Here is a 25,120-nt window from a genome sequence, read left to right as displayed (position 1 = left end):
CAGCTCGCTTCCCGCGCTCGACTTGCATGTATTAGGCACGCCGCCAGCGTTCGTCCTGAGCCAGGATCAAACTCTCCATAAAAGTTGAAGTTTGACTTGCTCATTTGCACACCGAATGTGCTTGTTTGAATTCCTTCTATAGTAGAAAGAATATCTTGACGTACTGGTTGGTTCGTTCAGTTTTCAAAGATCAAATTGTTTGTGCTGTTCAAAACAGCGACTTTATTATCTTAACATTTCGTTTTGTTATTGTCAATAACTTTTTTGAAATGTCTTTGTTCGTTTTTCGTTGTCGTTTTTGCGACAAGATTAACTTTATCATCGTTCCAACAAGAAGTCAACAACTTTTTTTCAGATGTTTTAATCCGTTTTTCGTTGTTGTCTTTGTTTTCCCGACAACGTTTAATAATATAGCATAGAATAAAAAAGAAATGCAATAGGTTTTTTGAAATTCATTTAAATCCATGATCTTTTTCTGCTAAAACCATGGTTGCGTGTGCACTACTATCCAGCAATCACTTTGATTACATGAAGAAAAGCCCCGTTAGCAGGACTCTTCTTTTTGTTAATTGTATTCTTTTTTAGGGGGCATATATTGAATGCATTCCTCTTGTGTAGCAAACCGTCGAAAGATTTGGTACAGGACATGATAACGTTCCTCCATCGCCCGCTTCATTTCATCGTCGATTCGGTGATCACCCATATCAAATGTGATTTCTTCCATCTCTCTCTTCAATAAGTATTGAACTTCTTGTCTCTCTTGTTCATTAATGATAAAGCCGTACATAACCAAACCTCCCTGAGTTACATCTCTATATATTTCTACCCTAATTCATCCGTTTTTAGCATAGGTTGTCCTTTTTTTCATATGTATAGAACATATTGGTAGGAAGGAGAGGTCTATCTTGTTCTTTTCATTGAAGGCTGATCGCTGGAAGCGTTACGGTATTGTCGTTTTTTTAGCATTCTTTTGTGCACTTTTTATATGGATGGGGCAGTTTAGTCAACTACCCGTGTTCTCTAATAATGATGAACCTCGTGCGTTAAGCCAAGGAAGTGAAGAGTTATCTTACGTTGCTTTAACGTTTAATATTAGCTGGGGCAGTGATAAAGTACATGAAATCCTACAACAGTTAAAAACACATGATGCGCAGGCGACTTTCTTTGTCAGCGGCGCGTGGGCTGAGCGTCATCCAGACATAGTCAAAGAAATTCATGAAGGTGAGCATGAAATCGGAATGATGGGCTATGAGTATGAGAGCTATCTGGAAATGAAGCCCGAACAAGTCAGTCAAGATATAAATCAAGCAAAAGAAGCATTCTCTAAACTCGGATTTGAGGACGTAAAATGGATCCGTCCTCCACATGGACATGTCGACAAAGAGGTTTTAAAGAAGATTGACCAAGCAGGTCTGCAAGCTGTGCAATGGAGTATTAATCCTAGAGACTGGGAAAATCCTGGTACCAATAACATTATCGATCAAGTGATGAATGAAGGATCAAAAGGTGATATCATCCTCCTCCATGCGTCTGATTCAGTCAAACAAACATCAAAAGCTTTAGAAGTCATTTTACCTGGCTTGAAGCAGAAAGGTCTTCAATTAGTCAGCATTACCGAACTGGTCAGCGGGAGCGAAACAAAAACAACGCAAGTCAATTAAAGAACTTAAAAAAGGAGCCCCAAAGGCTCCTTTTTTATGCTGCTTGTTCCTGTTCATTATTCAAACGATGCAATAGTAATAACTGGTATGCATTACAGGCAAATAAAGGGATGATCATAAGCCATACATAATCGCTACCTTCTGCTCGAAGCGCTGGTACCCACTCGACAGTCGTCACGACGACCATAAAGAACAGTGCGGGAACGAAAGCATGATTGTTCGTTTCTTTTGCTTTGATATACGCTACGCCTAGTGACAATACAAGCAACCCGAGAGCTGTTATGATGAACGGCCAAATCGTACTATCTTCTGAAGCCCGGTATCTGAAGTAAATCAGGTCGAATATTGTAAAAGCGATCAGGAACCATTGAACTGGAACCCAGAACGAACGGAATAATCCTTTCCCAAACTGATTGACCGTCAAATAAGCAAAGAACCCCATTTGACTGATGACGCTGAAAATGAATCCAAGTCCTGAGAAAAACAATAACAAACCGATTAGCTCAAACAGTTGAAATGGTTGAAGCACATCAGCATACGACTGTTGTTTAAATATAAAGCTGGTCACGAGTGTTAAGACACCTCCCAGAAGAAGTGTCGTTAAAAACAATCTCACCCATTTACGACTGTTCACGGATGTTCCCCCTAAAATAAAAACTTGTACCATGGTATTTTACCATGAAGGCTGTCTTTTTTCCTCCCACCGCATAATTTTTATGATAACGCACATAGTAATCCTAAGGAGAATGAAAGAAAGGGGACATGCGTAATGTCCAAATGGCTCCGTTTGATGTGTCCCGTTCTGTTCCTTGTTTTATTAGCCGCATGCGGTGGAGGATCAAACTCAGGGGAACAGGCTGATTATGACGCAACAAAGAAAATGGTCGTAGATATATTAAAGACGGATGATGGTAAAAAGGCGATTACAGAAGTTTTATCGAATGAAGAAATGCAACAGAACATGGCTCTAGAATCTGAAATTGTCTCTCAAACCGTCAGTGAAACATTGGTTTCCGAAAAAGGAAAAGAATTTTGGACGAAAATGTTTTCCGATCCAAAATTTGTTCAGGGATTCAGCAAAGTCATTCAAGACCAGCAGAAAGAATTGATGAAAGGTTTGATGAAGGACGCTGAATATCAGAAGCTTATGATTGAATTATATAAGAACCCCGAAATGATGGAACAAATGGTCACCGTCATGCAGGGGCAAAAATATAGGGAATATCTCGAAACAACCATTAACGAAACCCTTAACAGCCCTGTTTTTCAGGCTAAGATGAGTGAAACATTACTGAAAGCAGCGGAGAAAATGAGCAAAGAAGGTGGAGGATCTTCCGGTGAAGGCAGCCAAGAAGGCCAAAGTGAGAGTGGCGGAGGCGGCGGCCAAAGTGAAGATGGCGGACAATCCGGAGAAGAAGGCGGAGGGTCGTCTAGTTAGAACAAGGACCAGTGAGCTCGATGGACTTAGCTGCTTCAGCTTATGTTGATTAGCGTCTCACCTTTTCCTTTTCTAGACAAATACAAAAACGCGCACCCTGTTGGGTCGCGCGTTTTTGTGTGTCGTTAGTATTTATCAATGATTTTTGCTGCCATATTCCGATAGATGACTCCCGACGGATGATCCGCCTGATAGACAGATGGAGCGAAAACATCTTCCTCTTCGTATGGTTGTTGTAGTGGAATGTGTCCAAGGACATTCGTTTTCAAGGTTTCAGCAAGCTTCACGCCTCCACCACGACCAAAGACGAATTCCTTATTCCCTGTTTCTTTACTTTCGAAATACGCCATGTTTTCCACAACGCCGAGAATTTCATGATCCGTTTTTAATGCCATTTGACCTGCACGGGCCGCAACAAAAGCTGCTGTCGGGTGCGGAGTCGTGACAATGAGTTCTTTAGAAGATGGTAACATCGCGTGCACGTCAAGTGCGACGTCCCCTGTTCCTGGTGGAAGATCGAGGAGTAGATAATCCAAGTCTCCCCACTCCACTTCTTTGAAGAAGCTTGTCAGCATCTTACCAAGCATAGGTCCACGCCAAATGATTGGGGAATTGTCCTCTACAAAGAAGCCCATCGAAACAATTTTTACACCGAAGCGTTCAACAGGAATGATCTTCTCCCCACGAACGACCGGACGTTCTTCTACGCCCATCATATCCGGAACACTGAAACCATAAATATCTGCATCGATAATTCCAACTTTTTTCCCTAGGCGTGTCAAAGCAACAGCTAAATTGACCGTAACCGTAGACTTACCAACGCCACCTTTACCACTTGCAACCGAGATGAATTTCGTATCTGAACCGCCATCTAGCAGCGATTCCTCTTTTTGTTCTTCTGCAGCTGGTTGGAACCGCTGAATGACTTCGTCAGACAATTGATCGAAACGCAGGCCGACTGTAGCCGCTCCCCCGCTCTTCAGAGCATTCACAATGGTTTGTTGCAGCTCCATTTGTTCAGCTGTATTGGTTTTCGCAATGAGAATCTTCACACTGACGTGATTCTTCTCTTCTTTAATTTTTATCTCTTCAACCCCACCGGTTTCTTCTAACGTTTTATGTAAAAACGGATCCTGGATTCCATGAAGGATTTCTAATACTTGTTCTTGTGTAAGCAAGCCGGTTCACCATCCTTAGAAATTGTTTCATATGGCACTAGTATAACATACATGAAACGCTTTCTAAGTGATTTGCTCACGATCCATCAGTGGAAGGATATTCTCGCTCTGTCACAAAACGTAAAATACCTTGATAAATCGATGCGGCCATCTTTCTTTGGTAATCATCCGATTTCAACAACTCACGCTCTTGGTCATTTGATAAGAATCCTGCCTCAATTAGCGCACCAGGTGCTTCGACATGCTTAAGAAGATAAATATTATTCAAACCGAGCGCTTCTCTTGTGGTGTTTTCCAGGTTCGTGCGAATTTCGGACTGAATGAATTTCGCCAAGTTTTCACTTTCTTCTACGTTGGGGTTATAAAATGACTGTGCCCCTCTCCATTTTCCAGAAGGAATGGCATTCAGGTGAATACTTAAATAAAAGTCCGCTTCTTTCTCTTTCACATATTGAACGCGATTGCGAATGTCTTCTGATTTACGGCGCGACAAACTCCCTGCATCATCTGAGGAAAGATCCGTGTCTTCATACCTCGTCAAATAGACAAGTGCCCCTGCTTCTTGAAGGTAATCTTGTAAATAACGAGACATTTGCAGAGTGATCTCTTTTTCCTGTGTACCATCCGAGCCTTCTGCTCCTCCGTCTGGTCCCCCGTGTCCTGGATCAAGTACAATAACCTTGCCCGCCAAAGGTGATGACCAAACGGTCCAAGCGTCTTTCGCCTCTTGTATGGGATACGCAACTAAGCAAACAAGAAGCACAATACCACCTAACCATATGAATGTCTTCATCCGTCGAATCATTGTCTCCCCACTCCCTTGTACTCCCTATAACACTCTATGGGACAAGGCAGGAAGTTATGTATAGTGCGAGCAGATATTTTATGCATTCAAACATAAGAGTAAGGTGGGGGTGCAGAGTAGTATTTGGGGCTATATAAAGGGATCCTCATTTTAGTGTTAGACATTATAAAAAAGACTCCCAACCAATGGTTGAGAGTCTTTGTATAAAACGATAATTAACGTTTTGAGAACTGTGGAGCACGACGAGCACCTTTAAGACCGTATTTCTTACGCTCTTTCATACGTGCGTCACGCGTTAATAGTCCTGCGCGCTTAAGTGGTGTGCGGTATTCAGGATCTGCTTGTAGAAGAGCACGAGCGATTCCGTGACGGATCGCGCCCGCTTGTCCAGTGAAACCTCCACCATCAACGTTTACATGAACGTCGTAGTTGCCTTCTGTTTCTGTAACAGCAAGAGGCTGTTTCAGAATCATACGAAGTGTTTCATATGGGAAAAAGTCTTCAGCATCACGTTTGTTAACTACTACACGGCCGGTACCTGGAACAAGGCGTACACGAGCTGTTGAGCTCTTACGACGACCAGTACCGATGTATTGTACTTGTGCCACTTGATTACCTCCTTTAATTATCCGCGAAGTTCGTAAACTTCTGGTTGTTGTGCTTCATGCTTGTGGTCAGCGCCTGCATAAACATGAAGTTTCTTGCCCATTTTACGTCCAAGACTTCCTTTTGGAAGCATCCCTTTAACAGCAAGCTCTAGCATTTGCTCAGGGTATTTCGTACGCATTTCGTTCGCTGTACGTGACTTCAATCCACCTGGGTGGGTAGAGTGACGATAATAAACCTTATCGTTGATTTTGTTTCCTGTTAGTTGAATCTCACCTGCGTTAATGATGATTACATGATCACCAGTGTCAACATGTGGTGTGTAAGTTGGTTTATTTTTACCGCGAAGGATTACAGCAACTTCGCTTGCTAAACGGCCAAGCGTCTGTCCTGCAGCATCGACAACATACCATTTACGATCCACGTTGTTTTCATTTGCCATGAAAGTTGTGCGCATGTCGGTTTCCCTCCTGAATTGTTAGTTTCTCAAAGCTTTCGAATATTTATCTCAATACGATTAGTTCCGGGGCTAATCGTGGTATAGAAATAAAATGCCATAGAATATAATATAACACTCTCATCCCTGATGTCAAGAGTATGCACACCAGGAATCGTTGTTTTTTTAAATTTTGCTGAATAAAACTATATCATTGCCCATTGAACCCTTATCAGTCGTAGGAAACTTCCCACAAAAAGAGCCCTTGAGGAGGTGCGGTCTTCCCTGCAGACTCGCGGTCTTCAGCTGAAATGATGGCTGGGATGTCTGCTGCTTGGCGTTCGCCTAGTCCTACTTCTAATAAAGTGCCTACGAGTATCCGTACCATATTATATAAGAACCCCGATCCCTTAAAGACGAAAGAGACCTCTGGCCCCTCTGCCTTCACTTCTGCTTTAAAGATGGTCCGCACCTTATCTCCTTTAAGGTCTGTCTTCGGTGAACAGAAGGAAGTAAAGTCATACTCGCCTTCTAAGTATTCACACGCAAGGTTCATAGCCTCAATGTCCAACTGCGACCGAACATGATAACGATATAGCCTTTTGAATAAATCGGGTTCCTGTGCATTCCACACGAAATAACGGTACTCTTTTCCAGTCGTATCGTATCTCGCATGAAACCCCGGGTCTACAGTAGCTGCAGAACTGACTACAATATCATCTGGCAACAAAGAGGAGAGTGCCCGCCGCCAATTGGACTCTGGAATAGTCAGGGGCGTATCAAAATGGATCACTTGCCCTTTGGCATGAACACCCGAGTCGGTTCTGCCTGAAGCTGTCACCTTTACACGTTCTCCTTTATGCATTTTCTTCAACGCTTTCTCAAGTTCCGCCTGCACGGTATTGCCATTGGGTTGCACTTGGTATCCGGCATAGTTCGTTCCATCATATTGAATCACACAGCGTATTCGTTCCATAGCGGTTCCCCCAAGCTTAACTTCTCGTTAAAAACAGTCCGATGATTAAGAGTATAAAAAGAGCGTATAGATAGTAATCCAGTTTACTGATGCTCAACTCTCGTAATTTCGTCCTTCCTTCGCCTCCACGGTACCCACGTGCTTCCATAGCCATAGCCAGCTCCTCAGCGCGTTTGAAGGCACTGACAAACAAAGGTACCAAAAGAGGGATTACCGCTTTTATACGGTCTTTAAATGAGCCTGTACGGAAATCTACTCCCCTGGACGCTTGGGCTTTCGAGATTTTTTCGGTTTCCTGCATCAATGTCGGGATAAAACGTAACGAGATAGACATCATCAAAGCCAGTTCATGAACAGGAAATCGGATCTTCTTCAACGGACCGAGCAATTCTTCAATCGCATCCGTAATTTCAATCGGAGTCGTGGTTAATGTCAGCAATGACGTCACCAGAATCAACAGAAAGAAACGAAGGGAAATAGCGGCACCCTGGACGAGACCTTCCTCGTAAATTTTCCATCCCCATAAATTATAAAGAACGTCACCTTCTTTGGTCACAATCAAATGAAGCAAGAACGTGAAAATGATCAGGAACCAAACAGGCTTCAGCCCTTTCATAATATAAGGGAGCGGAACCTTCGAGCTCGCCGCAGCTCCAATAGCGAACAAGGCAAGTAGACCGTAACTCATAACAGAATTAGCAAAGAATACGATCAGAACAAAGAAAAAGATGATGGCGATTTTTGACCGAGGATCCAAACGGTGAACGAATGACTCTCCCGGTACATACTGACCGATTATCATTGAGTTACTCATGATCGCGGCCTCCTCTCACCATTTCGGCCAATTCCTTTGCTAACTCAGCTATGGTCTGCCCTTCATAAGGAATTTCAACACCGTGTTGTTCCTTCACCTTAGAAAGGAATTCAATCACTTCGGGTACATCCAGTTGAACATCTTCTAAAGCCTCTTTTTGTTTGAAAATATCGAGCGGAGGACCTTCCCGATACACCTCACCATGATTGAGAATGAGAATGTGATCCGCGTAAGATAAGGCATCCTCCATGCTATGGGTGACTAAAATGGTCGTCAACTGCTTTTCTTCGTGCAGCCGGTTAAACATCTCCATGATCTCCCGTTGCCCACTAGGGTCCAGCCCAGCCGTCGGTTCGTCTAAGACCAGCACCTCTGGATTCATGGCAAGTACACCCGATATCGCCACACGTCGCATCTGACCACCACTCAAATCAAATGGAGAACGATCGAGTAGCGAGTTATCTAATTGCGTCGCTTTCGCTGCGTCTTTCACTCTTGCTTGTACTTCTTCTTGATCGACACCGAAATTCTCAGGTCCGAATGCGATATCCTTCGCGACCGTTTCCTCAAACAGTTGGTGCTCAGGATACTGAAACACGACCCCTACTTTTTCTCGGAGTTCTCTAAGCTGCTTGTTCTTTACTCCAGCCTTTAATTGATAGGGACCAATGGTTACTTCTCCATCCGTCGGTTGGACAAGTCCATTCAAATGTTGAAGAAGTGTCGACTTTCCAGACCCGGTGTGCCCGATGATCGCGACAAACGATCCAGACTCGATCGAGAACGAGAGATTGTTAAGGGCCCTGTGCTCGAAAGGACTATTCGGTTGATACACATAGCTTACCTTGTCGAATCTAATGTCCATAGTTCCTCCAACAACTCCTGGTGATTAAGTGGCTCACGTGAAAGGGGCAGTCCAGCAGATTTCATTTCTTCTGCCAACTTACTTACAAATGGAGTATCTAAGCCAATTTCAACTAATCGATTTTTCTTAGAAAAAACGTCGCGTGGCGTTCCTTCCATCCACACTTCGCCATCGTTCATTACAATCACCCTGTCCGCCTGCGTCACCTCACGTAAATCGTGAGTGATTGTCACGACACTCAAACTTCTCTCGGATTGTAAATCACGAATGGTTTGCATGATTTCCATGCGGCCTTTGGGATCGAGCATAGCCGTAGCTTCATCAAAGATCATATATTTCGGTGAGACAGCGAGAACACTCGCAATGGCGACTCGTTGTTTTTGTCCTCCAGACAATCGATGGGGTTCTTGGCGTTCGTATTCCTGCATGCCAACAGCATCAAGACTCTCTTGGATCCGTTCAACCATTACCTCACGCGGCAGTCCATGGTTTTCCATGCCAAAAGCGACATCATCTCTCACCGTCGTCCCGACAAACTGGTTATCGGGGTTTTGGAAAACCATCCCTACTTGCTTCCTGACATCCCATATCGTTTCTGGAACCACTTTCTCACCTGAGACGTAAATCTCTCCTTCTTGCGGAAATAGCAAGCCATTCATCAACTTGGCAATGGTCGATTTACCAGAACCATTATGACCAATAATCGCTAACCATTCGTCCGAGTGGATTGTGAAACTAACATTCTTCAACACCCAAGGCGAATCGTCATGATATCGAAACGATACATTTCTAAACTCGATCTGGCTCTTTTCCATTCTCTATTCCCCCTCTGCTCACCTGACTATTTCCCAGGAAATACGACATGATTTCCTGTCTCTATCTTACTGATCTATTGCTTTTCTGACAAAAAATAAACCCTTGGATGCCACCAAGTCGAACGATAGCCCCGGCCGCATCCTTCTGTTAAAATTGCATAAAAAAAGGGCTGGATTCAACCTCTAGACGAGATTCATTCCTGCCCTTTTGCATCAATGGTATTCATTAAACTAGTTCAATGATCGCCATTTTAGCTCCATCACCTTTACGCTCGCCTAGCTTAAGCACGCGAGTGTAACCACCTTGACGGTCTTCATAGCGTGGTCCGATGTCAGAGAATAGCTTCTGTAAAGCTGTTTGGTTCCCCTCTTCATCAGCGTCAGCATTGTAAAGGAATGATTCAGCTTGACGACGGGCATGAAGATCGCCGCGTTTACCAAGTGTGATCATTTTTTCAACAACAGAACGAAGCTCTTTTGCTTTAGCTTCTGTCGTTTCCAAACGTTCATGAATAATCAAGTCTGTCGCTAAGTTACGAAGAAGCGCCATACGTTGATCTGTTGTACGTCCAAATTTTCTAGCCATTGATAATCCCTCCCTTTTCAGAAACTCTTAGATGTTCTCTATAGATCAATCGTCTTTTCTTAAACCTAGTCCAAGTTCATCAAGCTTGTACTTCACTTCTTCGAGGGATTTGCGACCAAGGTTGCGCACCTTCATCATATCCTCTTCTGATTTGTTCGCAAGCTCTTGAACCGTATTGATTCCGGCACGCTTCAAGCAGTTATATGAACGGACAGAAAGGTCAAGCTCTTCGATCGTCATCTCTAGAACTTTTTCTTTTTGGTCCTCTTCTTTTTCGACCATGATTTCAGCCTTTTGAGCTTCATCCGTTAAGCCTACAAAGATATTGAGGTGTTCCATATAGATTTTAGCTCCAAGAGAGATCGCTTCTTCCGGGCGGATGCTGCCATCCGTCCAGACATCTAAAGTGAGCTTGTCAAAGTTAGATGTTTGACCAATTCTTGTATTCTCTACTTGATACGTTACACGGGATACTGGCGTAAAGATAGAATCCACTGGAATCACGCCGATCGGTTGATCTTCGTGATTGTTTCCTTCTGCTGGACGATATCCTCGGCCACGCTCTGCAGTAATACGCATGCGTAGGTTTGCATTGCTATCTAATGTAGCAATATGAAGATCTGGATTTAGAACTTCTACATCACTATCGTGCGTAATGTCTGCTGCTGTTACTTTCCCTTGACCCTGAACATCGATCTCTAAAGTCTTCTCTTCGTCAGAATACACTTTCAAAGCAAGTTTCTTCAGGTTCAATACAACTGTCGTTACGTCCTCAACAACCCCTTCGATTGTGGAGAACTCGTGAAGGACACCGTCGATTTGAACTGATGTTACAGCAGCGCCAGGAAGTGAGGATAATAGGATACGACGCAAGGAGTTACCTAGAGTTGTACCATACCCACGCTCAAGCGGTTCTACGACGAACTTACCAAAAGTAGAATCATCGCTGATCTCAACCGTCTCAATTTTTGGCTTTTCAATTTCGATCATTTACACTAAACCCTCCTTCAAAACGTCGAAACCCCGGCTAGACTCACATGTCTAACCGAAATTCCTCAGGTAGGCAGTTCCGATTCGTGACAACTGCACGTTTTATCTGTCTAATGCGGTGCTGTTAGAATGCTATCATCATAACCCATTATAGACAGGGTGACAAATTCTATTCAGAACAATTATACGCGACGACGTTTTGGTGGACGGCAACCATTGTGCGGTACTGGTGTTACGTCAATGATAGCCGTGATATCAAGACCAGCTGCTTGTAGTGAACGAATAGCTGCTTCACGACCAGCGCCAGGGCCTTTTACTGAAACCTCTAGGGATTTCATTCCGTTGTCCATTGCATCTTTAGCTGCAGCTTCAGAAGCCATTTGAGCAGCGAATGGAGTAGACTTACGGGAGCCTTTGAAACCAAGAGCACCTGAACTGCTCCAGCTGATTACGTTACCTTGAACATCAGTGATCGTTACGATCGTGTTATTGAATGTAGAACGGATGTGAGCCACACCAGTTTCTATATTCTTTTTCACGCGACGCTTACGACTACGAGTATTTCCTTTACGTGCCATAGATTAGCTTACCTCCTTCGTATTTCGATTACTTACGTTTATTTGCAACTGTACGACGTGGACCTTTACGTGTACGAGAGTTGTTTTTCGTTCTTTGACCGCGAAGTGGAAGACCACGACGGTGGCGGATTCCGCGATAAGAGCCGATTTCAATTAGACGCTTAATGTTAAGAGAGTTTTCACGACGAAGGTCACCTTCAACGTTGAACTCCTCTACAACTTTACGGATCTTACCAAGTTCGTCTTCTGTAAGATCGCGAACACGAGTGTTGCCGTCAACGCCAGACTCTTCGATAATGTTCGCAGCTAGGGATTTACCGATACCATATACATAAGTTAGAGAGATAATCACGCGCTTATCGCGGGGAATATCTACACCTGCTATACGTGCCATTTAGGGTTGCACCTCCTTCAGTTTTAGCCTTGTTTTTGTTTATGCTTAGGGTTTTCACAGATAACCATGACTTTACCTTTACGTTTGATGACTTTGCATTTTTCGCAAATTGGTTTTACAGAAGGCCTTACCTTCATCATCCATACCTCCTTTAATATCGGAGCTTTATTTGTAACGGTACGTAATACGACCTTTAGTTAAATCATAAGGGGAAAGCTCTACCGTTACTTTATCTCCTGGTAAGATTCGAATAAAGTGCATACGGATTTTACCAGATACGTGAGCTAAAACGGTATGACCGTTCTCGAGTTCTACCTTGAACTGTGCGTTCGGTAAGGTTTCAACGATCGTTCCTTCTACTTCAATTACATCGTCTTTCGCCATCGAGTTGATCTCCCTTCTTCAAATCAGTCACTAGTTCATTGACATATTTAGAAACAGCAAAGCGTAATTTGCCATTTGTGACTCGACCAGTTTCTAGAAGGCTGTTCTGGACCTCCGGAGAGATGAAATCCATAAGCTCAATATGCTGCATATTCTTTTTCTTTGGTCGATCATACTTACGTTTCTCTCCGTCGGCAAGCAGCACAAAGCGGCCATCCAGTACATCGATCACAACCGCGTACTGTCCTGCCTCACGCCCCTGCACAATACGAACAATTTGACCTAATCGCGGACTCGACTCAGATTCGTTCAAACACGATCACCTTCATTTAGGATTTTGTTAATATTTCGTAACCCTCTTCCGTAATCGCAATGGTGTGTTCGAAGTGCGCACACATTTTACCATCTCTCGTGACTACCGTCCAATGATCATTCAGAGTCTTCACATGACGAGACCCTGCATTCACCATAGGTTCAACAGCCAAAACCATACCTGGCTTCAAACGAGGACCTTTATTAGGCGGACCATAGTGAGGGATCTGAGGATCCTCGTGTAGTTCCTGGCCTACTCCGTGTCCTACATACTCACGGACGATTGAAAAACCTTCCGATTCTGCATACGTCTGAATGGCATGAGATATATTTGAAAGGCGTTCACCAGGTTTTGCTTCATCAAGCCCTTTGAACAATGAAGTCTCCGTGACTTTCAGCAAATCCATAGTTCCTTCATCAACGTTGCCCACTGGATACGTCCAAGCGGAGTCACCGTGATAGCCTTTGTATTTAGCCCCAATGTCGATGCTAATAATATCACCTTCATTTAACACCCGGTCACCCGGAATGCCATGGACAAGCTCTTCATTAACAGATGCGCAAATACTACCACGGAATCCATTATAACCTTTAAAAGAAGGGATTGCATCCATACTGCGTATGAATTCATCAGCAATCTTATCCAATTCTCCAGTTGTTATACCTGGTTGGATCGCTTTCTCCAACTTTTGGTGCGTTAAGGCCACGATTCGACCTGATTCACGCATAATATCTAATTCCCGCGGTGTCTTACAAATAATCATTTTGTTAATTCTCCAAGCTTTTCGTCGATGTTGTTAAATACGTCATTGATATCTTTGTCACCTTCAAAGGAAACTAAATAGCCTTTGTCACGATAGAAGTCGAGTAGTGGTTGCGCTTGTTCTACGTTCACTTCCAAACGCGTTTTTACGGTTTCCGGCTGATCGTCCTCACGCTGAATCAACTCAGAACCATCATGATCGCATTTTCCGTCCACTTCTGGAGGATTAAATACGACATGATACGTGGCACCGCATGTCGGGCAAATGCGTCGTCCAGTCAGACGCTCGATGAGTTGGTCTTTTGGAACATCGATATGAAGAACATAATCAAGAGATTCGTTCATATCATTCAACAGATTTTCAAGGGCTTCTGCTTGAGCGATCGTTCTAGGGAAACCATCGAGCAGGAAGCCTTTTTGACAATCTGGTTTGCTTAGACGCTCGCGAACGATTCCGATAGTTACTTCATCGGGAACCAATTCACCTTTGTCCATATATGATTTGGCTTCTTTGCCAAGTGCTGTTCCTTCTTTGATAGCTAAACGGAACATATCTCCAGTTGAGATATGAGGGATGTCATATTTTTCGACTATCTTCTCTGCCTGAGTGCCTTTACCAGCACCAGGAAGACCCATCAGAATTAAATTCAACGTGTTCCCCTCGCTCTCATGTTTCATTAGCTTTAAAACTAATTATTTAATAAAACCTTTATAGTGGCGTTTCACAAGCTGACTCTCAAGCTGTTTCATCATTTCAAGTGCAACACCCACAACGATGAGTAAGCTCGTTCCTCCGATTTGAACAGTTGGTGGCAATCCTGCTACCGAACCTAAGATCAGTGGAAGAATCGATACAGCTGCTAGGAAGATGGCTCCAACGAAAGTTAAACGGTACATAACGCGTGTCAGATACGTTTCCGTATTGGCACCTGGGCGAATACCCGGGATGTAACCGCCTTGCTTCTTCAAGTTCTCTGCCATTTGTTCCGGGTTAACCTGAACAAATGTGTAGAAGTACGTGAAGGCAATGATCAACGCAACGTAGATAATCATTCCAGGCCAGTTTTGGTAGTCAAAGATAAATTGGATAACAGAAGCCACTTCGCTATCTTCGAAGAATCCAGCGACCGTCCTCGGCGCGATAATGAATGAAATCGCGAAGATTACCGGGATAACTCCTGCAGCATTTACTTTTAAAGGTAAGTGAGTGGAATGCCCACCTACTGGCGAGCGATTGACTAATCGCTTCGCATATTGGATAGGAATCTTACGAAGGGCTTGTTGGATGAAGATTACACCAACGACCACCGCAACGATAACAAGAACGATTAAACCAATGATGACTAAGTTAATGAACAGTTGTTCTCCTGCACCGGAAATATACTGATCATACAACTGGTTTACACCGGTTGGGATCGCAGCTACAATTCCTGCAAAAATCAGAATGGAAATACCATTTCCGACGCCGTGTGCTGTGATTTGCTCACCAAGCCACATTAGGAATGCTGTTCCACCTGTCAAAACTAACGCAATAATGGCGAATTTGGCAACGCCTGGGTTACTGATCAATTGACCTCCAGCCAAAGCGTTGAAACCAATAGACATACCGATTGCTTGAATGAAAGCTAGAACAATGGTCCCGTAGCGGGTAAACTGAGCTAACTTTCGACGGCCCACTTCCCCTTGCTTTTTCCATTCCGCAAACTTAGGGACTACATCCATCTGCAACAATTGCATGATGATAGAGGCAGTAATGTAGGGCATGATCCCCATCGCAAAGATGGAGAAGTTCTGCAATGCCCCACCTCCAAAGGTGTTCAAGAAGCCAAAAGCATTCTGTTCATCCATGAAGTTGATTGCATCTCTATTTGTAAATGGTACAGGGATGAATGTTCCTAGGCGAAAGACAACAAGCATTAATAAGGTGAAGATTATTTTCCGCCGAATATCACCCACGCGCATAAAATTGGAGATTGTCCGGAACATTAAATCACCTCAGTTTGACCGCCCGCTGCTTCAATTGCTTCTTTAGCTGAAGCAGAGAACTTATGAGCTTTCACTGTAAGTTTTTTCTCGACAGAACCTTTTGCTAGTACTTTAATTCCAGCTTTTTGGTTGCTTACCACGCCAGATTCAAGCAATAGTTCAGGTGTAACCTCTGTACCCTCTTCGAAACGGTTGAGAGCGTCAAGATTAATGATCGCAAATTCCTTACGGTGAACGTTAGTGAAACCACGCTTCGGAAGGCGTTGGAATAGTGGCATTTGACCACCTTCAAAACCTGGGCGAGTTTTACTACCAGAACGTTGACCTTGACCTTTGTGGCCGCGACCGGATGTTTTACCATTACCAGAAGCCATACCACGACCTACACGGTTACGTTCTTTACGTGTACCTTTAGCCGCTTTTAGTTCATGCAGTTTCATGCGAGCACCTCCTTATTTCTATACTTTAATTATACTTCTTTAACCGATACAAGGTGAGATACCTTATTAGCCATACCTCGGATCGCTGGGTTATCTTCAAGTACGACAGTTTGACGGATCTTGTTCAGACCTAGCGCCTTGACAGTAGAGCGCTGATCCTGCGGTCTACCAATAACACTGCGCGTGAGGGTAATTTCTAACTGTTTAGCCATTGTATTTCCCTCCTTATTCTACAGTTCTTCGACAGACTTCCCACGAAGTCGAGCAACGTCTTCAGCGCGCTTAAGCTCGCTAAGTCCAGTAAGTGTCGCACGCACCATGTTGATTGGTGTGTTAGAACCTAGTGACTTAGATAGGATGTCTTGAACACCTGCAAGCTCAAGTACCGCACGGACAGGTCCACCTGCAATGACTCCAGTACCTTCAGCAGCTGGTTTCATTAGGATGTTTCCTGCACCAAAACGACCGTTGATTTCGTGTGGGATCGTCGTACCTTTAACTGGTACTGTAATTAGATTTTTCTTCGCATCATCAATAGCCTTTTTGATCGCTTCTGGTACCTCTTGGGCTTTACCCGTACCGAAACCGACATGACCATTTTTGTCTCCTACAACAACCAATGCAGCAAAGCGGAAACGACGTCCACCTTTAACTACTTTTGCAACACGGTTGATCGTAACTACGCGTTCTTCAAGATCTAGTTTATTAGGGTCAATTGTTGTTGTAATCATATATGTCCCTCCTTTAACGATTAAAATTCTAGGCCGGCTTCGCGAGCCGCATCTGCTAGGGCTTTCACACGTCCATGATACAAGTAACCTCCGCGGTCAAATACAACAACTTTATATCCGTTGTCGACTGCACGCTTAGCAACCATTTCACCGACTTTTTGAGCTGCTTCAACGTTACCTGTTACGTCAAGATTGAAGTCGTTGTCTACAGTAGAAGCACTTGCTACTGTAACTTGGCTTTCATCATTGATAAGTTGAGCGTAAATGTGTTTGTTAGAGCGATATACGTTCAAACGTGGGCGTTCTGCTGTGCCAAAGACGTTTTTACGAACGCGTGCATGACGCTTTTTACGTACGACATTTTTATCTGCCTTCGTGATCATTCGGGTCACTCCTTTCTATACATTACCTAAGTCTTACTTGGCTGTTTTACCTTCTTTTCTGCGTACACGTTCGTTCTCAAAACGAATTCCTTTACCTTTATAAGGCTCTGGAGGACGGATTGCACGAATCTTCGCTGCAACTGCACCAACGAGTTCTTTATCGATACCTTTAACAATCACTTTCGTGTTTGAAGGTACTTCGATTTCGATTCCTTCGCGGTTTTCAACCTCTACAGGGTGAGAGTAACCAGCGTTGATGACTACTTGCTCTCCTTGCTTCTGCGCACGGTAACCTACACCGATGATTTCAAGATTCTTTTCAAAACCTTTAGTAACACCTTCAACCATGTTACCGATCAGGCTGCGGGTAGTACCATGAAGAGCACGGTGTTCTTTATGGTCACTAGGGCGAGCGACTGAAAGAACGTTGTCTTCAATTGTCACCGTAATGTCCTGGTGGAACTCACGAGTAAGCTCACCTTTTGGACCTTTTACTGTGATTGTATTGTTATCCTGAACGATTTCAACACCTTCAGGAATTTCAAGTGATTTTAATCCTACGCGAGACATATTGTTGCACCTCCTGTCTTCTCTGTTTTTTTACCAGACGTAAGCTAGAACTTCGCCACCGATGGCTTGTTCGCGAGCTTCTTTATCTGTTAATAGACCTTTTGAAGTAGATACGACGGCTACACCAAGACCATTAAGAACTTTCGGAAGCTCTTCTGCTTTGGCATAAACACGTAGACCTGGTTTACTAATACGCTTCACACCAGTAATAACACGCTCGTTGCTTTGTCCGTACTTAAGGAAGATGCGAAGTACACCTTGTTTGCTGTCTTCTACAAATTCGTAATCACGTACAAAACCTTCACGTTTAAGGATATCAGCGATTTCTTTCTTTACGTTTGAAGCTGGAAGCTCAAGCTTCTCGTGACGCACCATGTTAGCGTTACGAATACGCGTTAGCATATCTGCAATTGGATCTGTCATTGTCATAACTCATTTACCTCCTTCCCTAAATCGGGTTTACCAGCTGGCTTTTTTGACACCAGGGATTTGTCCTTTATATGCAAGTTCACGGAAACAAATACGGCAAAGCTTAAACTTACGAAGTACGGAGTGAGGACGTCCGCAACGTTCACAGCGAGTATATTCACGTACTTGGTACTTCTGTTTACGCTTCTGTTTCGCGACCATTGATTTTTTAGCCACTATTTTCCCTCCTTATCGCTAGCTCATTATTTTTGAAACGGCATACCGAATTGAGCTAATAGTTCACGGGATTCTTCGTCAGAGTCAGCAGTTGTGACGATAACGATATCCATTCCACGCACTTTACTTACTTTATCGTAATCAATTTCTGGGAAAATCAATTGTTCTTTAACACCAAGTGTGTAGTTTCCACGGCCGTCGAAGGCTTTCTTGGAAATTCCACGGAAGTCACGCACACGTGGTAGTGACACTTGGATTAGTTTTTGCAAGAACTGGTACATACGCTCTCCACGAAGTGTAACCTTCGCACCAATCGGCATACCTTCACGTAGACGGAAGCCTGCGATTGATTTCTTCGCTTTCGTAATAACTGGCTTCTGACCAGTGATCATTGTTAGTTCTTCTACAGCTGTATCAAGAGCTTTCGCGTTTTGAACAGCATCACCAACACCCATGTTAATAACGATCTTTTCAACCTTTGGTGTTTGCATGATTGAATCGTAATTAAATTTGTTCATCAGAGATGGAACAACTTCTTCTTGATATTGTTTCTTTAGTTCGTTCATCGTGTGGCCCTCCTTTCATCTCTGGGTTATTTATCTAGTGCTTCACCAGATTTTTTCGCGATACGAACTTTCTTGTCGCCCTCAACTTTGTATCCAACACGAGTTGGTTCACCAGTTTTCGGGTCAATTGGCATTACGTTTGATACGTGGATCGCTGCTTCTTGAGTCAAGATCCCACCTTGTGGGTTCTCTTGGGAAGGTTTAGCGTGTTTTTTCACTTCGTTCACACCTTCAACAAGAACACGATCTTTTTTCGGATAAGCTTCAAGGATTGTTCCTTGTTTGCCTTTATCCTTACCAGTAATCACCATTACTTTGTCACCTTTTTTTACGTGCATGCTTCGCGCACCTCCTTGACAAGGCATTTCTATTCGAACTTTATAATACTTCTGGAGCTAGAGAAACGATCTTCATGAATTTAGCTTCACGAAGTTCACGTGCAACCGGTCCAAAGATACGAGTACCGCGTGGTCCTTTATCATCACGGACGATTACTACTGCGTTTTCGTCAAAACGGATATAAGAACCATCTTTACGGCGTACTCCACTTTTAGAACGTACAATAACGGCTTTTACTACTTCACCTTTTTTAACAACGCCCCCTGGTGTTGCTTGTTTCACAGTAACAGTGATGATATCACCAATGTTTGCTGTTTTACGACCAGATCCGCCCAATACTTTGATCGTTTGGACTTCACGTGCACCAGAGTTATCTGCTACTTTCAGACGAGTTTCCTGTTGAATCATACCATGTAACCTCCCTTCGGATTAGATCCGAGCGAACTTGATTTAGATAATAACAGACTCTTCGACAACTTCTACGAGACGGAAACGCTTAGACGCTGATAGCGGACGAGTTTCCATGATGCTTACGATGTCACCATTTTTCGCTTGATTGTTTTCATCATGAGCCTTGAATTTTTTTGAATACTTTACGCGTTTGCCGTAAAGCTTGTGGAACTTATAAGTTTCTACTAAAACCGTGATTGTTTTGTCCATTTTGTCAGATACAACACGTCCAGTATAAACCTTACGATTGTTACGTTCAGTCATGTGAGGGTGACCTCCTCTCATCTATTAGTTATTTACGCCTAGTTCACGTTCACGAGCAACAGTTTTCATACGTGCGATAGCCTTGCGAACTTCACGGATACGTGCAGTGTTCTCAAGTTGACCTGTTGCCAGTTGGAAACGTAGGTTAAAAAGTTCTTCTTTAAGAGACTTAACTTTTTGTTCAATTTCGGCAGTGGTTAATTCACGGATTTCATTAGCCTTCATTGATTTCACCACCAATTTCTTCACGTTTTACGAATTTCGTACGGATCGGCAGCTTGTGAGAAGCAAGTCGCAATGCTTCGCGCGCTACTTCCTCAGATACACCTGCGATCTCGAACATGATTTTCCCTGGTTTTACAACAGCTACGAAACCTTCTGGAGCACCTTTACCAGAACCCATTCGTACTTCTAGGGGCTTAGCAGTATAAGGCTTATCAGGGAAGATTTTGATCCAAACTTTACCGCCACGTTTCATGTAACGAGTCATCGCGATACGCGCTGATTCGATTTGACGGGCTGTAATCCATGCTGGGTCAATTGCTTGCAATCCATACTCACCGAAAGCTACTTCAGTGCCGCCTTTCGCGCGACCTTTTAAGCTAGTACGGTGTTGACGACGATATTTAACACGTTTTGGCATTAACATAATGCTGTTCCCCCTTCCTTACTTGTTTGTTTTAGTTGGAAGGACTTCTCCACGATAGATCCACACTTTGACACCAAGCTTACCGTAAGTTGTGTCAGCTTCTGCAGTTCCGTAATCGATGTCTGCACGAAGTGTGTGTAGTGGTACTGTTCCTTCACTGTAATATTCTGCACGAGCGATATCTGCGCCACCAAGACGTCCAGATACTTGTGTACGGATACCTTTAGCACCCATACGCATTGTGCGTTGAATTGTTTGTTTTTGAGCACGACGGAAAGATACACGGTTTTCCAATTGACGTGCGATGTTGTCAGCTACAAGAGTAGCGTCTAAGTCTGGCTTCTTCACTTCAACGATGTTGATGTGAACACGTTTGCCAGTCAGTTGGTTCAAAGTTTTACGAAGTGCTTCGACTTCAGAACCGCCTTTACCGATAACCATTCCTGGCTTAGCTGTGTGTACAGTAATGTTTACGCGGTTCGCTGCGCGTTCGATCTCAACAGTAGAAAGTGCAGCATCTTTAAGACGATTTTCAACATATTCACGAATCTTAATGTCTTCATGTAACAAGTCTGCGTAGTCTTTGCCAGCGTACCACTTGGATTCCCAATCGCGGATGACGCCGATACGAAGACCTACTGGATTAATTTTTTGACCCACTGATTATCCCTCCTTTTTTTCTGATACAACCACTGTGATGTGGCTAGTGCGTTTGTTAATTTGGCTTGCGCGGCCCATAGCACGAGGGCGGAAACGTTTAAGTGTTACCCCTTCGTTTACAAACGCTTCGGAAACGTATAGGTTTTCCGGGTCCATTTCATAATTGTGTTCTGCGTTAGCGATTGCGGAGTTAAGAAGTTTCTCAACTACTGGAGATGCGCCACGTTGTTTTAGACGTAACGTCGCCATCGCTTCACCTACATCTTTTCCTCGAATCAAATCAATTACCAAACGAGCTTTACGAGGAGCGATACGAACGGTTTTAGCAACTGCTTTAGCTTGCATTAGAGTGCCTCCTCTCTTATTTAGCGTTTTGTTTTCTTGTCATCGCCAGAGTGTCCCTTGAACGTACGGGTTGGCGCGAATTCACCTAGTTTATGACCGACCATGTCTTCAGTGACATAGACAGGTACGTGTTTACGACCGTCATAAACGGCAATAGTGTGTCCGACGAAATTTGGGAAGATTGTTGAACGACGAGACCAAGTTTTCACCACTTGATGCTTGTTATCTTCGTTCAGCTTCTCAACTTTGTTCATTAAATGATCATCTACAAAAGGTCCCTTTTTTAGGCTACGGCCCATGAATAAACCTCCCTTCGCGATTGAGAGACGGGTGTTATCCCCCGTCTTACAACCCCGTTATTTTTTACCACGACGACGTACGATATATTTATCAGACGGCTTGTTGCGTTTTCTTGTTTTGTATCCAAGAGTTGGTTTACCCCATGGAGATACTGGAGAAGGCATACCGATTGGCGCGCGTCCTTCACCACCACCGTGTGGGTGATCGCTAGGGTTCATTACAGAACCACGTACTGTAGGGCGCTTACCTTTCCAACGAGAACGTCCAGCTTTACCGATACTGATTAGTTCGTGCTGCAAGTTACCAACTTGACCGATTGTTGCACGGCAAGTAGACAATACAAGGCGAACTTCACCAGAAGTCAGGCGTACTAGCGTGTATTTCTCTTCACGACCTAGGATTTGAGCAGATGCACCAGCAGAACGTACTAGCTGTCCACCGCGTCCAGGTTTAAGTTCTACGTTGTGTACAATAGTACCAACTGGAATGTCTTTAAGTGCTAGTGCATTACCTGGTTTGATGTCTGCACCTTCACCTGAAACAATTTCCGTGCCTACCTTAACATCTTTCGGAGCTAAGATATAGCGTTTTTCACCATCAACATAGTTGATTAGTGCAATGTTAGCGGAACGGTTTGGATCATATTCGATCGTAGCAACGCGTCCAGGTATTCCGTCTTTGTCACGCTTAAAGTCGATAATACGATAGTGACGCTTGTGTCCGCCGCCCTGATGACGAACCGTTAGCTTACCTTGGTTGTTACGTCCACCGCGCTTGTGTAGTGGAGCAATAAGGGAGCGTTCCGGCTTATCAGTAGTGATTTCAGCAAAATCAGATACTGTCATGTGTCGACGACCGTTAGTAATTGGTCGGAACTTTTTAATCGCCATCTTTTTTCCCTCCTTCTCAAATAAGTTTTATAGTTTATACTTCAAAGAATTCTAGTTCTTTACTGTCTTCAGTCAACTTGACAATTGCTTTCTTACGATCAGAACGGTAACCACCGTAACGACCCATACGCTTGAATTTACCTTTAAGGTTCATCGTCTTGACAGAATCAACACTTACACCAAAGATATCTTCAACTGCGACTTTGATCTCAGTCTTGTTAGCTTTAGGGCTAACTTCAAACGTATATTTCTTTTCTCCCATAAGGTCAGCAGATTGTTCAGTAATGACAGGGCGCTTAATAATATCACGTGGTTCTTTCATTATGAGAGCACCTCCCCTGCTTTTTCAGCTGCTTCCTTCGTCAGGATCAGCTTGTCATGCGTTAGTAAATCTAACACACTAACCTCTTCTACAGGAAGTGCTTTCGCTGTAGGGATATTGTTAGAAGAAAGAGTTACATTTTCATCTTTGTCAGCTGTAACAATCAATACCTTTTCGTTGACATCCAATGCGCTAAGCATGCTTACAACTTCTTTTGTTTTTGGTGCATCAAGAGAAAGACTTTCAAGAACAATGATGTTCTCTTCTTTCACTTTAGAAGAAAAAGCAGACTGTAGAGCTAGACGACGTACTTTTCTAGGCATTGTGTACTTATAGCTGCGTGGTGTAGGACCGAATACAACTCCACCGCCAACCCACTGTGGGGAACGGATGGAACCTTGACGCGCACGGCCGGTACCTTTTTGGCGCCATGGCTTACGTCCACCGCCACTAACTTCAGAGCGTCCTTTTACTTTGTGTGTGCCTTGGCGAAGATTCGCGCGTTGCATCAACACAGTTTCGTGTAATACGTGAGTATTAGGTTCAATACCGAAAACGGCGTCATTCAATTCGATTTCTCCAACATTAGAGCCGCTTTGGTTTAATAGTGCCACTTTAGTCATGACATATCCTCCCTTCCGTTAATTATTTGCTAGCCTTTACAGAGCTAGTAATTCTAACGTACGATTTTTTCGCACCTGGCACATTACCTTTGATCAGTAGCAAGTTACGCTCAGCGTCAACTCTCACTACCTCAAGGTTTTGAAGTGTTACTGTGCCTCCACCCATTTGTCCTGGTAGCTTTTTGCCTTTGAAGACGTGTGCAGGGTCTGCACCTTGTCCCATAGAACCAGGGCGACGTTGGAAACGTGAACCGTGAGTTTTAGGTCCAGTAGATTGATTATGGCGCTTGATTGCACCCTGGAAACCTTTACCCTTAGAAGTTCCAGTAACGTCAATTGCGTCACCAGCTTCAAAAATATCAACTTTAACCTCTTGACCAAGTTCATAGTCGTCAAGGTTTGTATTACGGAATTCACGAACGTAGCGCTTAGGTGTTGTGCTTGCTTTATCCGCGTGCCCTGTGGCAGCTTTCTTCAAGCGGTTTGACTTTTCATCAGCAAAACCTAGTTGAATGGCTTCGTAGCCGTCGTTTTCCATTGTCTTCATTTGAAGAACAACGTTCGGTTCAGCTTCTACAACCGTTACTGGAATCAATTCTCCGTTATCAGAGAAGATTTGAGTCATGCCGACTTTGCGTCCTAAGATTCCTTTCGTCATCCGTTACACCTCCTATTAGTAAACAATTTAGATTTATAGTTTGATTTCGATATCCACACCAGATGGTAGATCCAAACGCATTAATGAATCAACAGTCTGTGGTGTTGGATTAACAATGTCGATAAGACGTTTGTGCGTGCGCATTTCGAACTGCTCACGAGAGTCTTTATACTTGTGTGTCGCACGAAGTACTGTATAAACAGAACGTTCAGTCGGAAGCGGGATTGGACCAGATACATTAGCACCGGAACGCTTCGCTGTGTCGACGATTTTCTCAGCGGACTGATCAAGTACTCTGTGATCATACGCTTTTAAACGAATACGAATTTTTTCTTTTGCCATTATTTTCCCTCCTTTTTCGCCCATTTTCTTAAATAGACATTCTCCGCGAAAAAACTTGACTCACTAGCCATGGCAAAGGGGCCGGGTGTGTCAACAACCTTTCGCTTCATCGCCTTTTATGACCAACATTATTCATTATATAGAAGAAATGCGGTCATTGCAAGGATAAATCCATAAAAAGATTCTTTTTATGAACACCTCAAAATATTATACTAACGATCACACAAAATTTCAAGGCGATTCCTTACTTTTCTACAGTTTTTTTCGATTGGCATACCTATTCGTTCTCTTGAACACTTTTTCTATTGAAACAGATTTATAAAAAAGAATCAACCGTTACACCGAGATCGATTAAG

The 25,120-nt window shown here is 43.6% G+C and carries 43 protein-coding genes and 1 rRNA gene; 2 read left to right on the top strand and 42 right to left on the bottom strand.

Going from position 1 to position 25,120, the window contains the following annotated elements:
• Positions 1 to 82 (bottom strand): 16S ribosomal RNA (locus tag H0266_RS18975); the annotation flags it as partial.
• Positions 83 to 565: 483 nt separating this feature from the next.
• A complete protein-coding gene (locus H0266_RS18970; RefSeq protein WP_181474020.1) occupies positions 566 to 787 on the bottom strand; it encodes a hypothetical protein in 222 nt (73 codons plus the stop codon).
• Positions 788 to 905: 118 nt separating this feature from the next.
• On the opposite strand from H0266_RS18970, the gene pdaB reads away from it, so the two are divergent.
• Positions 906 to 1,661 (top strand): polysaccharide deacetylase family sporulation protein PdaB, encoded by a 756-nt coding sequence (gene pdaB / locus H0266_RS18965; protein WP_246364267.1) that lies wholly within the window; start codon positions 906 to 908, stop codon positions 1,659 to 1,661.
• 34 nt (positions 1,662 to 1,695) lie between these two features.
• Here the strand turns inward: pdaB and H0266_RS18960 are convergent, their stop codons facing one another.
• Positions 1,696 to 2,295 carry a KinB-signaling pathway activation protein gene (locus tag H0266_RS18960; RefSeq protein ID WP_181474019.1) on the bottom strand — a complete coding sequence of 200 codons (600 nt, stop codon included), beginning with the start codon at positions 2,293 to 2,295 and terminating at the stop codon, positions 1,696 to 1,698.
• A gap of 135 nt (positions 2,296 to 2,430) precedes the next feature.
• On the opposite strand from H0266_RS18960, the gene gerD reads away from it, so the two are divergent.
• Positions 2,431 to 3,099: a spore germination lipoprotein GerD gene (gerD, locus tag H0266_RS18955; RefSeq protein ID WP_181474018.1), complete on the top strand. Its 669-nt coding sequence runs from the start codon at positions 2,431 to 2,433 to the stop codon at positions 3,097 to 3,099.
• A 125-nt stretch (positions 3,100 to 3,224) separates the two neighbouring features.
• On the opposite strand, the gene H0266_RS18950 is transcribed toward gerD, so the two are convergent.
• From H0266_RS18950 to rpsJ, 39 genes are all read right to left on the bottom strand, one after another.
• Entirely contained in the window at positions 3,225 to 4,277 is a 1,053-nt protein-coding gene (locus H0266_RS18950; protein WP_181474017.1) for an Mrp/NBP35 family ATP-binding protein, read from the bottom strand.
• Positions 4,278 to 4,353: 76 nt separating this feature from the next.
• Positions 4,354 to 5,082 (bottom strand): N-acetylmuramoyl-L-alanine amidase CwlD, encoded by a 729-nt coding sequence (gene cwlD, locus H0266_RS18945; RefSeq protein WP_181474016.1) that lies wholly within the window; start codon positions 5,080 to 5,082, stop codon positions 4,354 to 4,356.
• Between the two features lie 215 nt (positions 5,083 to 5,297).
• A complete protein-coding gene (gene rpsI, locus H0266_RS18940) occupies positions 5,298 to 5,690 on the bottom strand; it encodes a 30S ribosomal protein S9 (protein ID WP_181474015.1) in 393 nt (130 codons plus the stop codon).
• A gap of 17 nt (positions 5,691 to 5,707) precedes the next feature.
• Entirely contained in the window at positions 5,708 to 6,145 is a 438-nt protein-coding gene (gene rplM, locus H0266_RS18935) for a 50S ribosomal protein L13 (protein ID WP_181474014.1), read from the bottom strand.
• Between the two features lie 211 nt (positions 6,146 to 6,356).
• A complete protein-coding gene (truA, locus tag H0266_RS18930; RefSeq protein ID WP_181474013.1) occupies positions 6,357 to 7,100 on the bottom strand; it encodes a tRNA pseudouridine(38-40) synthase TruA in 744 nt (247 codons plus the stop codon).
• A gap of 16 nt (positions 7,101 to 7,116) precedes the next feature.
• Complete coding sequence (locus H0266_RS18925) at positions 7,117 to 7,914, bottom strand: energy-coupling factor transporter transmembrane component T family protein (protein WP_181474012.1); 798 nt, start codon at positions 7,912 to 7,914, stop codon at positions 7,117 to 7,119.
• On the bottom strand, positions 7,907 to 8,779 hold the full coding sequence (locus H0266_RS18920; RefSeq protein WP_181474011.1) for an energy-coupling factor ABC transporter ATP-binding protein: 873 nt from the start codon (positions 8,777 to 8,779) through the stop codon (positions 7,907 to 7,909). Before H0266_RS18920 ends, H0266_RS18925 begins: the two co-directional genes overlap by 8 nt.
• Complete coding sequence (locus tag H0266_RS18915; RefSeq protein ID WP_181474010.1) at positions 8,755 to 9,594, bottom strand: energy-coupling factor ABC transporter ATP-binding protein; 840 nt, start codon at positions 9,592 to 9,594, stop codon at positions 8,755 to 8,757. Before H0266_RS18915 ends, H0266_RS18920 begins: the two co-directional genes overlap by 25 nt.
• 226 nt (positions 9,595 to 9,820) lie before the next feature.
• On the bottom strand, positions 9,821 to 10,180 hold the full coding sequence (gene rplQ / locus H0266_RS18910; RefSeq protein ID WP_181474009.1) for a 50S ribosomal protein L17: 360 nt from the start codon (positions 10,178 to 10,180) through the stop codon (positions 9,821 to 9,823).
• A 45-nt stretch (positions 10,181 to 10,225) separates the two neighbouring features.
• Positions 10,226 to 11,170 (bottom strand): DNA-directed RNA polymerase subunit alpha, encoded by a 945-nt coding sequence (locus H0266_RS18905; RefSeq protein WP_181474008.1) that lies wholly within the window; start codon positions 11,168 to 11,170, stop codon positions 10,226 to 10,228.
• 182 nt (positions 11,171 to 11,352) lie between these two features.
• Positions 11,353 to 11,748, bottom strand: coding sequence for a 30S ribosomal protein S11 (gene rpsK / locus H0266_RS18900; protein WP_181474007.1), 396 nt, complete (start codon positions 11,746 to 11,748; stop codon positions 11,353 to 11,355).
• Positions 11,749 to 11,776: 28 nt separating this feature from the next.
• The gene (rpsM, locus tag H0266_RS18895) at positions 11,777 to 12,142 is read right to left on the bottom strand and encodes a 30S ribosomal protein S13 (RefSeq protein ID WP_181474006.1); all 366 of its coding nucleotides are present in this window, start codon (positions 12,140 to 12,142) and stop codon (positions 11,777 to 11,779) included.
• 23 nt (positions 12,143 to 12,165) lie between these two features.
• Positions 12,166 to 12,279, bottom strand: coding sequence for a 50S ribosomal protein L36 (gene rpmJ / locus H0266_RS18890; protein ID WP_002509257.1), 114 nt, complete (start codon positions 12,277 to 12,279; stop codon positions 12,166 to 12,168).
• Positions 12,280 to 12,307: 28 nt separating this feature from the next.
• On the bottom strand, positions 12,308 to 12,526 hold the full coding sequence (gene infA, locus H0266_RS18885) for a translation initiation factor IF-1 (protein WP_035543089.1): 219 nt from the start codon (positions 12,524 to 12,526) through the stop codon (positions 12,308 to 12,310).
• A complete protein-coding gene (locus H0266_RS18880; protein WP_181474005.1) occupies positions 12,504 to 12,839 on the bottom strand; it encodes a KOW domain-containing RNA-binding protein in 336 nt (111 codons plus the stop codon). Before H0266_RS18880 ends, infA begins: the two co-directional genes overlap by 23 nt.
• A gap of 16 nt (positions 12,840 to 12,855) precedes the next feature.
• Entirely contained in the window at positions 12,856 to 13,602 is a 747-nt protein-coding gene (gene map / locus H0266_RS18875) for a type I methionyl aminopeptidase (RefSeq protein WP_181474004.1), read from the bottom strand.
• Positions 13,599 to 14,252 carry an adenylate kinase gene (locus H0266_RS18870; protein WP_181474003.1) on the bottom strand — a complete coding sequence of 218 codons (654 nt, stop codon included), beginning with the start codon at positions 14,250 to 14,252 and terminating at the stop codon, positions 13,599 to 13,601. Before H0266_RS18870 ends, map begins: the two co-directional genes overlap by 4 nt.
• Positions 14,253 to 14,294: 42 nt before the next feature.
• Complete coding sequence (gene secY / locus H0266_RS18865) at positions 14,295 to 15,587, bottom strand: preprotein translocase subunit SecY (RefSeq protein ID WP_181474002.1); 1,293 nt, start codon at positions 15,585 to 15,587, stop codon at positions 14,295 to 14,297.
• On the bottom strand, positions 15,587 to 16,027 hold the full coding sequence (rplO, locus tag H0266_RS18860) for a 50S ribosomal protein L15 (protein WP_181474001.1): 441 nt from the start codon (positions 16,025 to 16,027) through the stop codon (positions 15,587 to 15,589). Before rplO ends, secY begins: the two co-directional genes overlap by 1 nt.
• Before the next feature lie 29 nt (positions 16,028 to 16,056).
• Positions 16,057 to 16,239, bottom strand: a complete 183-nt coding sequence (gene rpmD / locus H0266_RS18855) for a 50S ribosomal protein L30 (RefSeq protein WP_089654426.1) — start codon at positions 16,237 to 16,239, stop codon at positions 16,057 to 16,059.
• A gap of 18 nt (positions 16,240 to 16,257) precedes the next feature.
• Positions 16,258 to 16,758, bottom strand: a complete 501-nt coding sequence (rpsE, locus tag H0266_RS18850) for a 30S ribosomal protein S5 (RefSeq protein ID WP_181474000.1) — start codon at positions 16,756 to 16,758, stop codon at positions 16,258 to 16,260.
• A 20-nt stretch (positions 16,759 to 16,778) separates the two neighbouring features.
• Positions 16,779 to 17,141 (bottom strand): 50S ribosomal protein L18, encoded by a 363-nt coding sequence (rplR, locus tag H0266_RS18845; protein WP_181473999.1) that lies wholly within the window; start codon positions 17,139 to 17,141, stop codon positions 16,779 to 16,781.
• A gap of 33 nt (positions 17,142 to 17,174) precedes the next feature.
• The gene (rplF, locus tag H0266_RS18840) at positions 17,175 to 17,711 is read right to left on the bottom strand and encodes a 50S ribosomal protein L6 (protein WP_181473998.1); all 537 of its coding nucleotides are present in this window, start codon (positions 17,709 to 17,711) and stop codon (positions 17,175 to 17,177) included.
• A 30-nt stretch (positions 17,712 to 17,741) separates the two neighbouring features.
• Positions 17,742 to 18,140: a 30S ribosomal protein S8 gene (gene rpsH / locus H0266_RS18835; RefSeq protein ID WP_181473997.1), complete on the bottom strand. Its 399-nt coding sequence runs from the start codon at positions 18,138 to 18,140 to the stop codon at positions 17,742 to 17,744.
• 30 nt (positions 18,141 to 18,170) lie between these two features.
• Positions 18,171 to 18,356 carry a type Z 30S ribosomal protein S14 gene (locus H0266_RS18830; protein WP_079477340.1) on the bottom strand — a complete coding sequence of 62 codons (186 nt, stop codon included), beginning with the start codon at positions 18,354 to 18,356 and terminating at the stop codon, positions 18,171 to 18,173.
• A gap of 26 nt (positions 18,357 to 18,382) precedes the next feature.
• A complete protein-coding gene (rplE, locus tag H0266_RS18825; protein WP_181473996.1) occupies positions 18,383 to 18,922 on the bottom strand; it encodes a 50S ribosomal protein L5 in 540 nt (179 codons plus the stop codon).
• A gap of 26 nt (positions 18,923 to 18,948) precedes the next feature.
• The gene (rplX, locus tag H0266_RS18820; RefSeq protein WP_181473995.1) at positions 18,949 to 19,260 is read right to left on the bottom strand and encodes a 50S ribosomal protein L24; all 312 of its coding nucleotides are present in this window, start codon (positions 19,258 to 19,260) and stop codon (positions 18,949 to 18,951) included.
• A gap of 40 nt (positions 19,261 to 19,300) precedes the next feature.
• Positions 19,301 to 19,669, bottom strand: coding sequence for a 50S ribosomal protein L14 (gene rplN, locus H0266_RS18815; RefSeq protein WP_181473994.1), 369 nt, complete (start codon positions 19,667 to 19,669; stop codon positions 19,301 to 19,303).
• 42 nt (positions 19,670 to 19,711) lie between these two features.
• The gene (gene rpsQ / locus H0266_RS18810) at positions 19,712 to 19,975 is read right to left on the bottom strand and encodes a 30S ribosomal protein S17 (RefSeq protein ID WP_181473993.1); all 264 of its coding nucleotides are present in this window, start codon (positions 19,973 to 19,975) and stop codon (positions 19,712 to 19,714) included.
• Positions 19,976 to 19,999: 24 nt separating this feature from the next.
• Entirely contained in the window at positions 20,000 to 20,200 is a 201-nt protein-coding gene (rpmC, locus tag H0266_RS18805; RefSeq protein WP_181473992.1) for a 50S ribosomal protein L29, read from the bottom strand.
• Positions 20,190 to 20,624 (bottom strand): 50S ribosomal protein L16, encoded by a 435-nt coding sequence (gene rplP, locus H0266_RS18800; protein ID WP_181473991.1) that lies wholly within the window; start codon positions 20,622 to 20,624, stop codon positions 20,190 to 20,192. The genes rpmC and rplP overlap by 11 nt, the downstream gene beginning before the upstream one ends.
• An 18-nt stretch (positions 20,625 to 20,642) precedes the next feature.
• Positions 20,643 to 21,284 carry a 30S ribosomal protein S3 gene (rpsC, locus tag H0266_RS18795; RefSeq protein WP_181473990.1) on the bottom strand — a complete coding sequence of 214 codons (642 nt, stop codon included), beginning with the start codon at positions 21,282 to 21,284 and terminating at the stop codon, positions 20,643 to 20,645.
• 3 nt (positions 21,285 to 21,287) lie between these two features.
• Entirely contained in the window at positions 21,288 to 21,629 is a 342-nt protein-coding gene (gene rplV / locus H0266_RS18790) for a 50S ribosomal protein L22 (protein WP_181473989.1), read from the bottom strand.
• A gap of 20 nt (positions 21,630 to 21,649) precedes the next feature.
• Positions 21,650 to 21,928 carry a 30S ribosomal protein S19 gene (gene rpsS / locus H0266_RS18785; RefSeq protein ID WP_035543746.1) on the bottom strand — a complete coding sequence of 93 codons (279 nt, stop codon included), beginning with the start codon at positions 21,926 to 21,928 and terminating at the stop codon, positions 21,650 to 21,652.
• A gap of 57 nt (positions 21,929 to 21,985) precedes the next feature.
• Complete coding sequence (rplB, locus tag H0266_RS18780) at positions 21,986 to 22,819, bottom strand: 50S ribosomal protein L2 (protein ID WP_181473988.1); 834 nt, start codon at positions 22,817 to 22,819, stop codon at positions 21,986 to 21,988.
• Between the two features lie 34 nt (positions 22,820 to 22,853).
• A complete protein-coding gene (gene rplW, locus H0266_RS18775; protein WP_181473987.1) occupies positions 22,854 to 23,141 on the bottom strand; it encodes a 50S ribosomal protein L23 in 288 nt (95 codons plus the stop codon).
• The gene (gene rplD / locus H0266_RS18770; RefSeq protein ID WP_181473986.1) at positions 23,141 to 23,764 is read right to left on the bottom strand and encodes a 50S ribosomal protein L4; all 624 of its coding nucleotides are present in this window, start codon (positions 23,762 to 23,764) and stop codon (positions 23,141 to 23,143) included. The genes rplW and rplD overlap by 1 nt, the downstream gene beginning before the upstream one ends.
• A 22-nt stretch (positions 23,765 to 23,786) precedes the next feature.
• Positions 23,787 to 24,422 (bottom strand): 50S ribosomal protein L3, encoded by a 636-nt coding sequence (gene rplC / locus H0266_RS18765; RefSeq protein WP_181473985.1) that lies wholly within the window; start codon positions 24,420 to 24,422, stop codon positions 23,787 to 23,789.
• 33 nt (positions 24,423 to 24,455) lie between these two features.
• Positions 24,456 to 24,764: a 30S ribosomal protein S10 gene (gene rpsJ, locus H0266_RS18760; protein ID WP_089654435.1), complete on the bottom strand. Its 309-nt coding sequence runs from the start codon at positions 24,762 to 24,764 to the stop codon at positions 24,456 to 24,458.
• Between the last annotated feature and the right edge of the window lie 356 nt (positions 24,765 to 25,120).

This window comes from Halobacillus locisalis, assembly GCF_013694105.1.
Lineage (GTDB): Bacteria > Bacillota > Bacilli > Bacillales > Halobacillaceae > Halobacillus > Halobacillus locisalis.
Note: the sequence above shows the minus strand (reverse complement) of the source record. Positions and strands in the feature narration are given on the sequence as shown.

What these genes read in the sequence shown, in the direction of transcription:
- gerD (WP_181474018.1), top strand. Translation starts at nt 2,431, where the DNA reads ATGTCCAAATGGCTCCGTTTGATGTGTCCCGTTCTGTTCCTTGTTTTA.
- H0266_RS18905 (WP_181474008.1), bottom strand. Translation starts at nt 11,170, where the DNA reads ATGATCGAAATTGAAAAGCCAAAAATTGAGACGGTTGAGATCAGCGAT.
- rplF (WP_181473998.1), bottom strand. Translation starts at nt 17,711, where the DNA reads ATGTCTCGCGTAGGATTAAAATCACTTGAAATTCCTGAAGGTGTTGAA.
- rplQ (WP_181474009.1), bottom strand. Translation starts at nt 10,180, where the DNA reads ATGGCTAGAAAATTTGGACGTACAACAGATCAACGTATGGCGCTTCTT.
- rplM (WP_181474014.1), bottom strand. Translation starts at nt 6,145, where the DNA reads ATGCGCACAACTTTCATGGCAAATGAAAACAACGTGGATCGTAAATGG.
- truA (WP_181474013.1), bottom strand. Translation starts at nt 7,100, where the DNA reads ATGGAACGAATACGCTGTGTGATTCAATATGATGGAACGAACTATGCC.
- rplE (WP_181473996.1), bottom strand. Translation starts at nt 18,922, where the DNA reads ATGAACGAACTAAAGAAACAATATCAAGAAGAAGTTGTTCCATCTCTG.
- rpsE (WP_181474000.1), bottom strand. Translation starts at nt 16,758, where the DNA reads ATGATTACAACAACAATTGACCCTAATAAACTAGATCTTGAAGAACGC.
- rpsM (WP_181474006.1), bottom strand. Translation starts at nt 12,142, where the DNA reads ATGGCACGTATAGCAGGTGTAGATATTCCCCGCGATAAGCGCGTGATT.
- rplN (WP_181473994.1), bottom strand. Translation starts at nt 19,669, where the DNA reads ATGATTCAACAGGAAACTCGTCTGAAAGTAGCAGATAACTCTGGTGCA.
- rplW (WP_181473987.1), bottom strand. Translation starts at nt 23,141, where the DNA reads ATGAAAGAACCACGTGATATTATTAAGCGCCCTGTCATTACTGAACAA.
- rplX (WP_181473995.1), bottom strand. Translation starts at nt 19,260, where the DNA reads ATGCACGTAAAAAAAGGTGACAAAGTAATGGTGATTACTGGTAAGGAT.
- map (WP_181474004.1), bottom strand. Translation starts at nt 13,602, where the DNA reads ATGATTATTTGTAAGACACCGCGGGAATTAGATATTATGCGTGAATCA.
- rplB (WP_181473988.1), bottom strand. Translation starts at nt 22,819, where the DNA reads ATGGCGATTAAAAAGTTCCGACCAATTACTAACGGTCGTCGACACATG.
- rplC (WP_181473985.1), bottom strand. Translation starts at nt 24,422, where the DNA reads ATGACGAAAGGAATCTTAGGACGCAAAGTCGGCATGACTCAAATCTTC.
- rpsJ (WP_089654435.1), bottom strand. Translation starts at nt 24,764, where the DNA reads ATGGCAAAAGAAAAAATTCGTATTCGTTTAAAAGCGTATGATCACAGA.
- H0266_RS18920 (WP_181474011.1), bottom strand. Translation starts at nt 8,779, where the DNA reads ATGGACATTAGATTCGACAAGGTAAGCTATGTGTATCAACCGAATAGT.
- infA (WP_035543089.1), bottom strand. Translation starts at nt 12,526, where the DNA reads ATGGCGAAAGACGATGTAATTGAAGTAGAAGGAACGATCGTTGAAACC.
- secY (WP_181474002.1), bottom strand. Translation starts at nt 15,587, where the DNA reads ATGTTCCGGACAATCTCCAATTTTATGCGCGTGGGTGATATTCGGCGG.
- rpsK (WP_181474007.1), bottom strand. Translation starts at nt 11,748, where the DNA reads ATGGCACGTAAAGGAAATACTCGTAGTCGTAAGCGTCGCGTGAAAAAG.
- rpsH (WP_181473997.1), bottom strand. Translation starts at nt 18,140, where the DNA reads ATGACAATGACAGATCCAATTGCAGATATGCTAACGCGTATTCGTAAC.
- rplV (WP_181473989.1), bottom strand. Translation starts at nt 21,629, where the DNA reads ATGCAAGCTAAAGCAGTTGCTAAAACCGTTCGTATCGCTCCTCGTAAA.
- H0266_RS18915 (WP_181474010.1), bottom strand. Translation starts at nt 9,594, where the DNA reads ATGGAAAAGAGCCAGATCGAGTTTAGAAATGTATCGTTTCGATATCAT.
- rpsS (WP_035543746.1), bottom strand. Translation starts at nt 21,928, where the DNA reads ATGGGCCGTAGCCTAAAAAAGGGACCTTTTGTAGATGATCATTTAATG.
- H0266_RS18925 (WP_181474012.1), bottom strand. Translation starts at nt 7,914, where the DNA reads ATGAGTAACTCAATGATAATCGGTCAGTATGTACCGGGAGAGTCATTC.
- rpmJ (WP_002509257.1), bottom strand. Translation starts at nt 12,279, where the DNA reads ATGAAGGTAAGGCCTTCTGTAAAACCAATTTGCGAAAAATGCAAAGTC.
- rplR (WP_181473999.1), bottom strand. Translation starts at nt 17,141, where the DNA reads ATGATCACGAAGGCAGATAAAAATGTCGTACGTAAAAAGCGTCATGCA.
- H0266_RS18970 (WP_181474020.1), bottom strand. Translation starts at nt 787, where the DNA reads ATGTACGGCTTTATCATTAATGAACAAGAGAGACAAGAAGTTCAATAC.
- rplD (WP_181473986.1), bottom strand. Translation starts at nt 23,764, where the DNA reads ATGACTAAAGTGGCACTATTAAACCAAAGCGGCTCTAATGTTGGAGAA.
- rpsQ (WP_181473993.1), bottom strand. Translation starts at nt 19,975, where the DNA reads ATGACTGAACGTAACAATCGTAAGGTTTATACTGGACGTGTTGTATCT.
- cwlD (WP_181474016.1), bottom strand. Translation starts at nt 5,082, where the DNA reads ATGATTCGACGGATGAAGACATTCATATGGTTAGGTGGTATTGTGCTT.
- rpmC (WP_181473992.1), bottom strand. Translation starts at nt 20,200, where the DNA reads ATGAAGGCTAATGAAATCCGTGAATTAACCACTGCCGAAATTGAACAA.
- rpmD (WP_089654426.1), bottom strand. Translation starts at nt 16,239, where the DNA reads ATGGCTAAACAGTTAGAAATTACCCTCACGCGCAGTGTTATTGGTAGA.
- rplO (WP_181474001.1), bottom strand. Translation starts at nt 16,027, where the DNA reads ATGAAACTGCATGAACTAAAAGCGGCTAAAGGTACACGTAAAGAACGT.
- rplP (WP_181473991.1), bottom strand. Translation starts at nt 20,624, where the DNA reads ATGTTAATGCCAAAACGTGTTAAATATCGTCGTCAACACCGTACTAGC.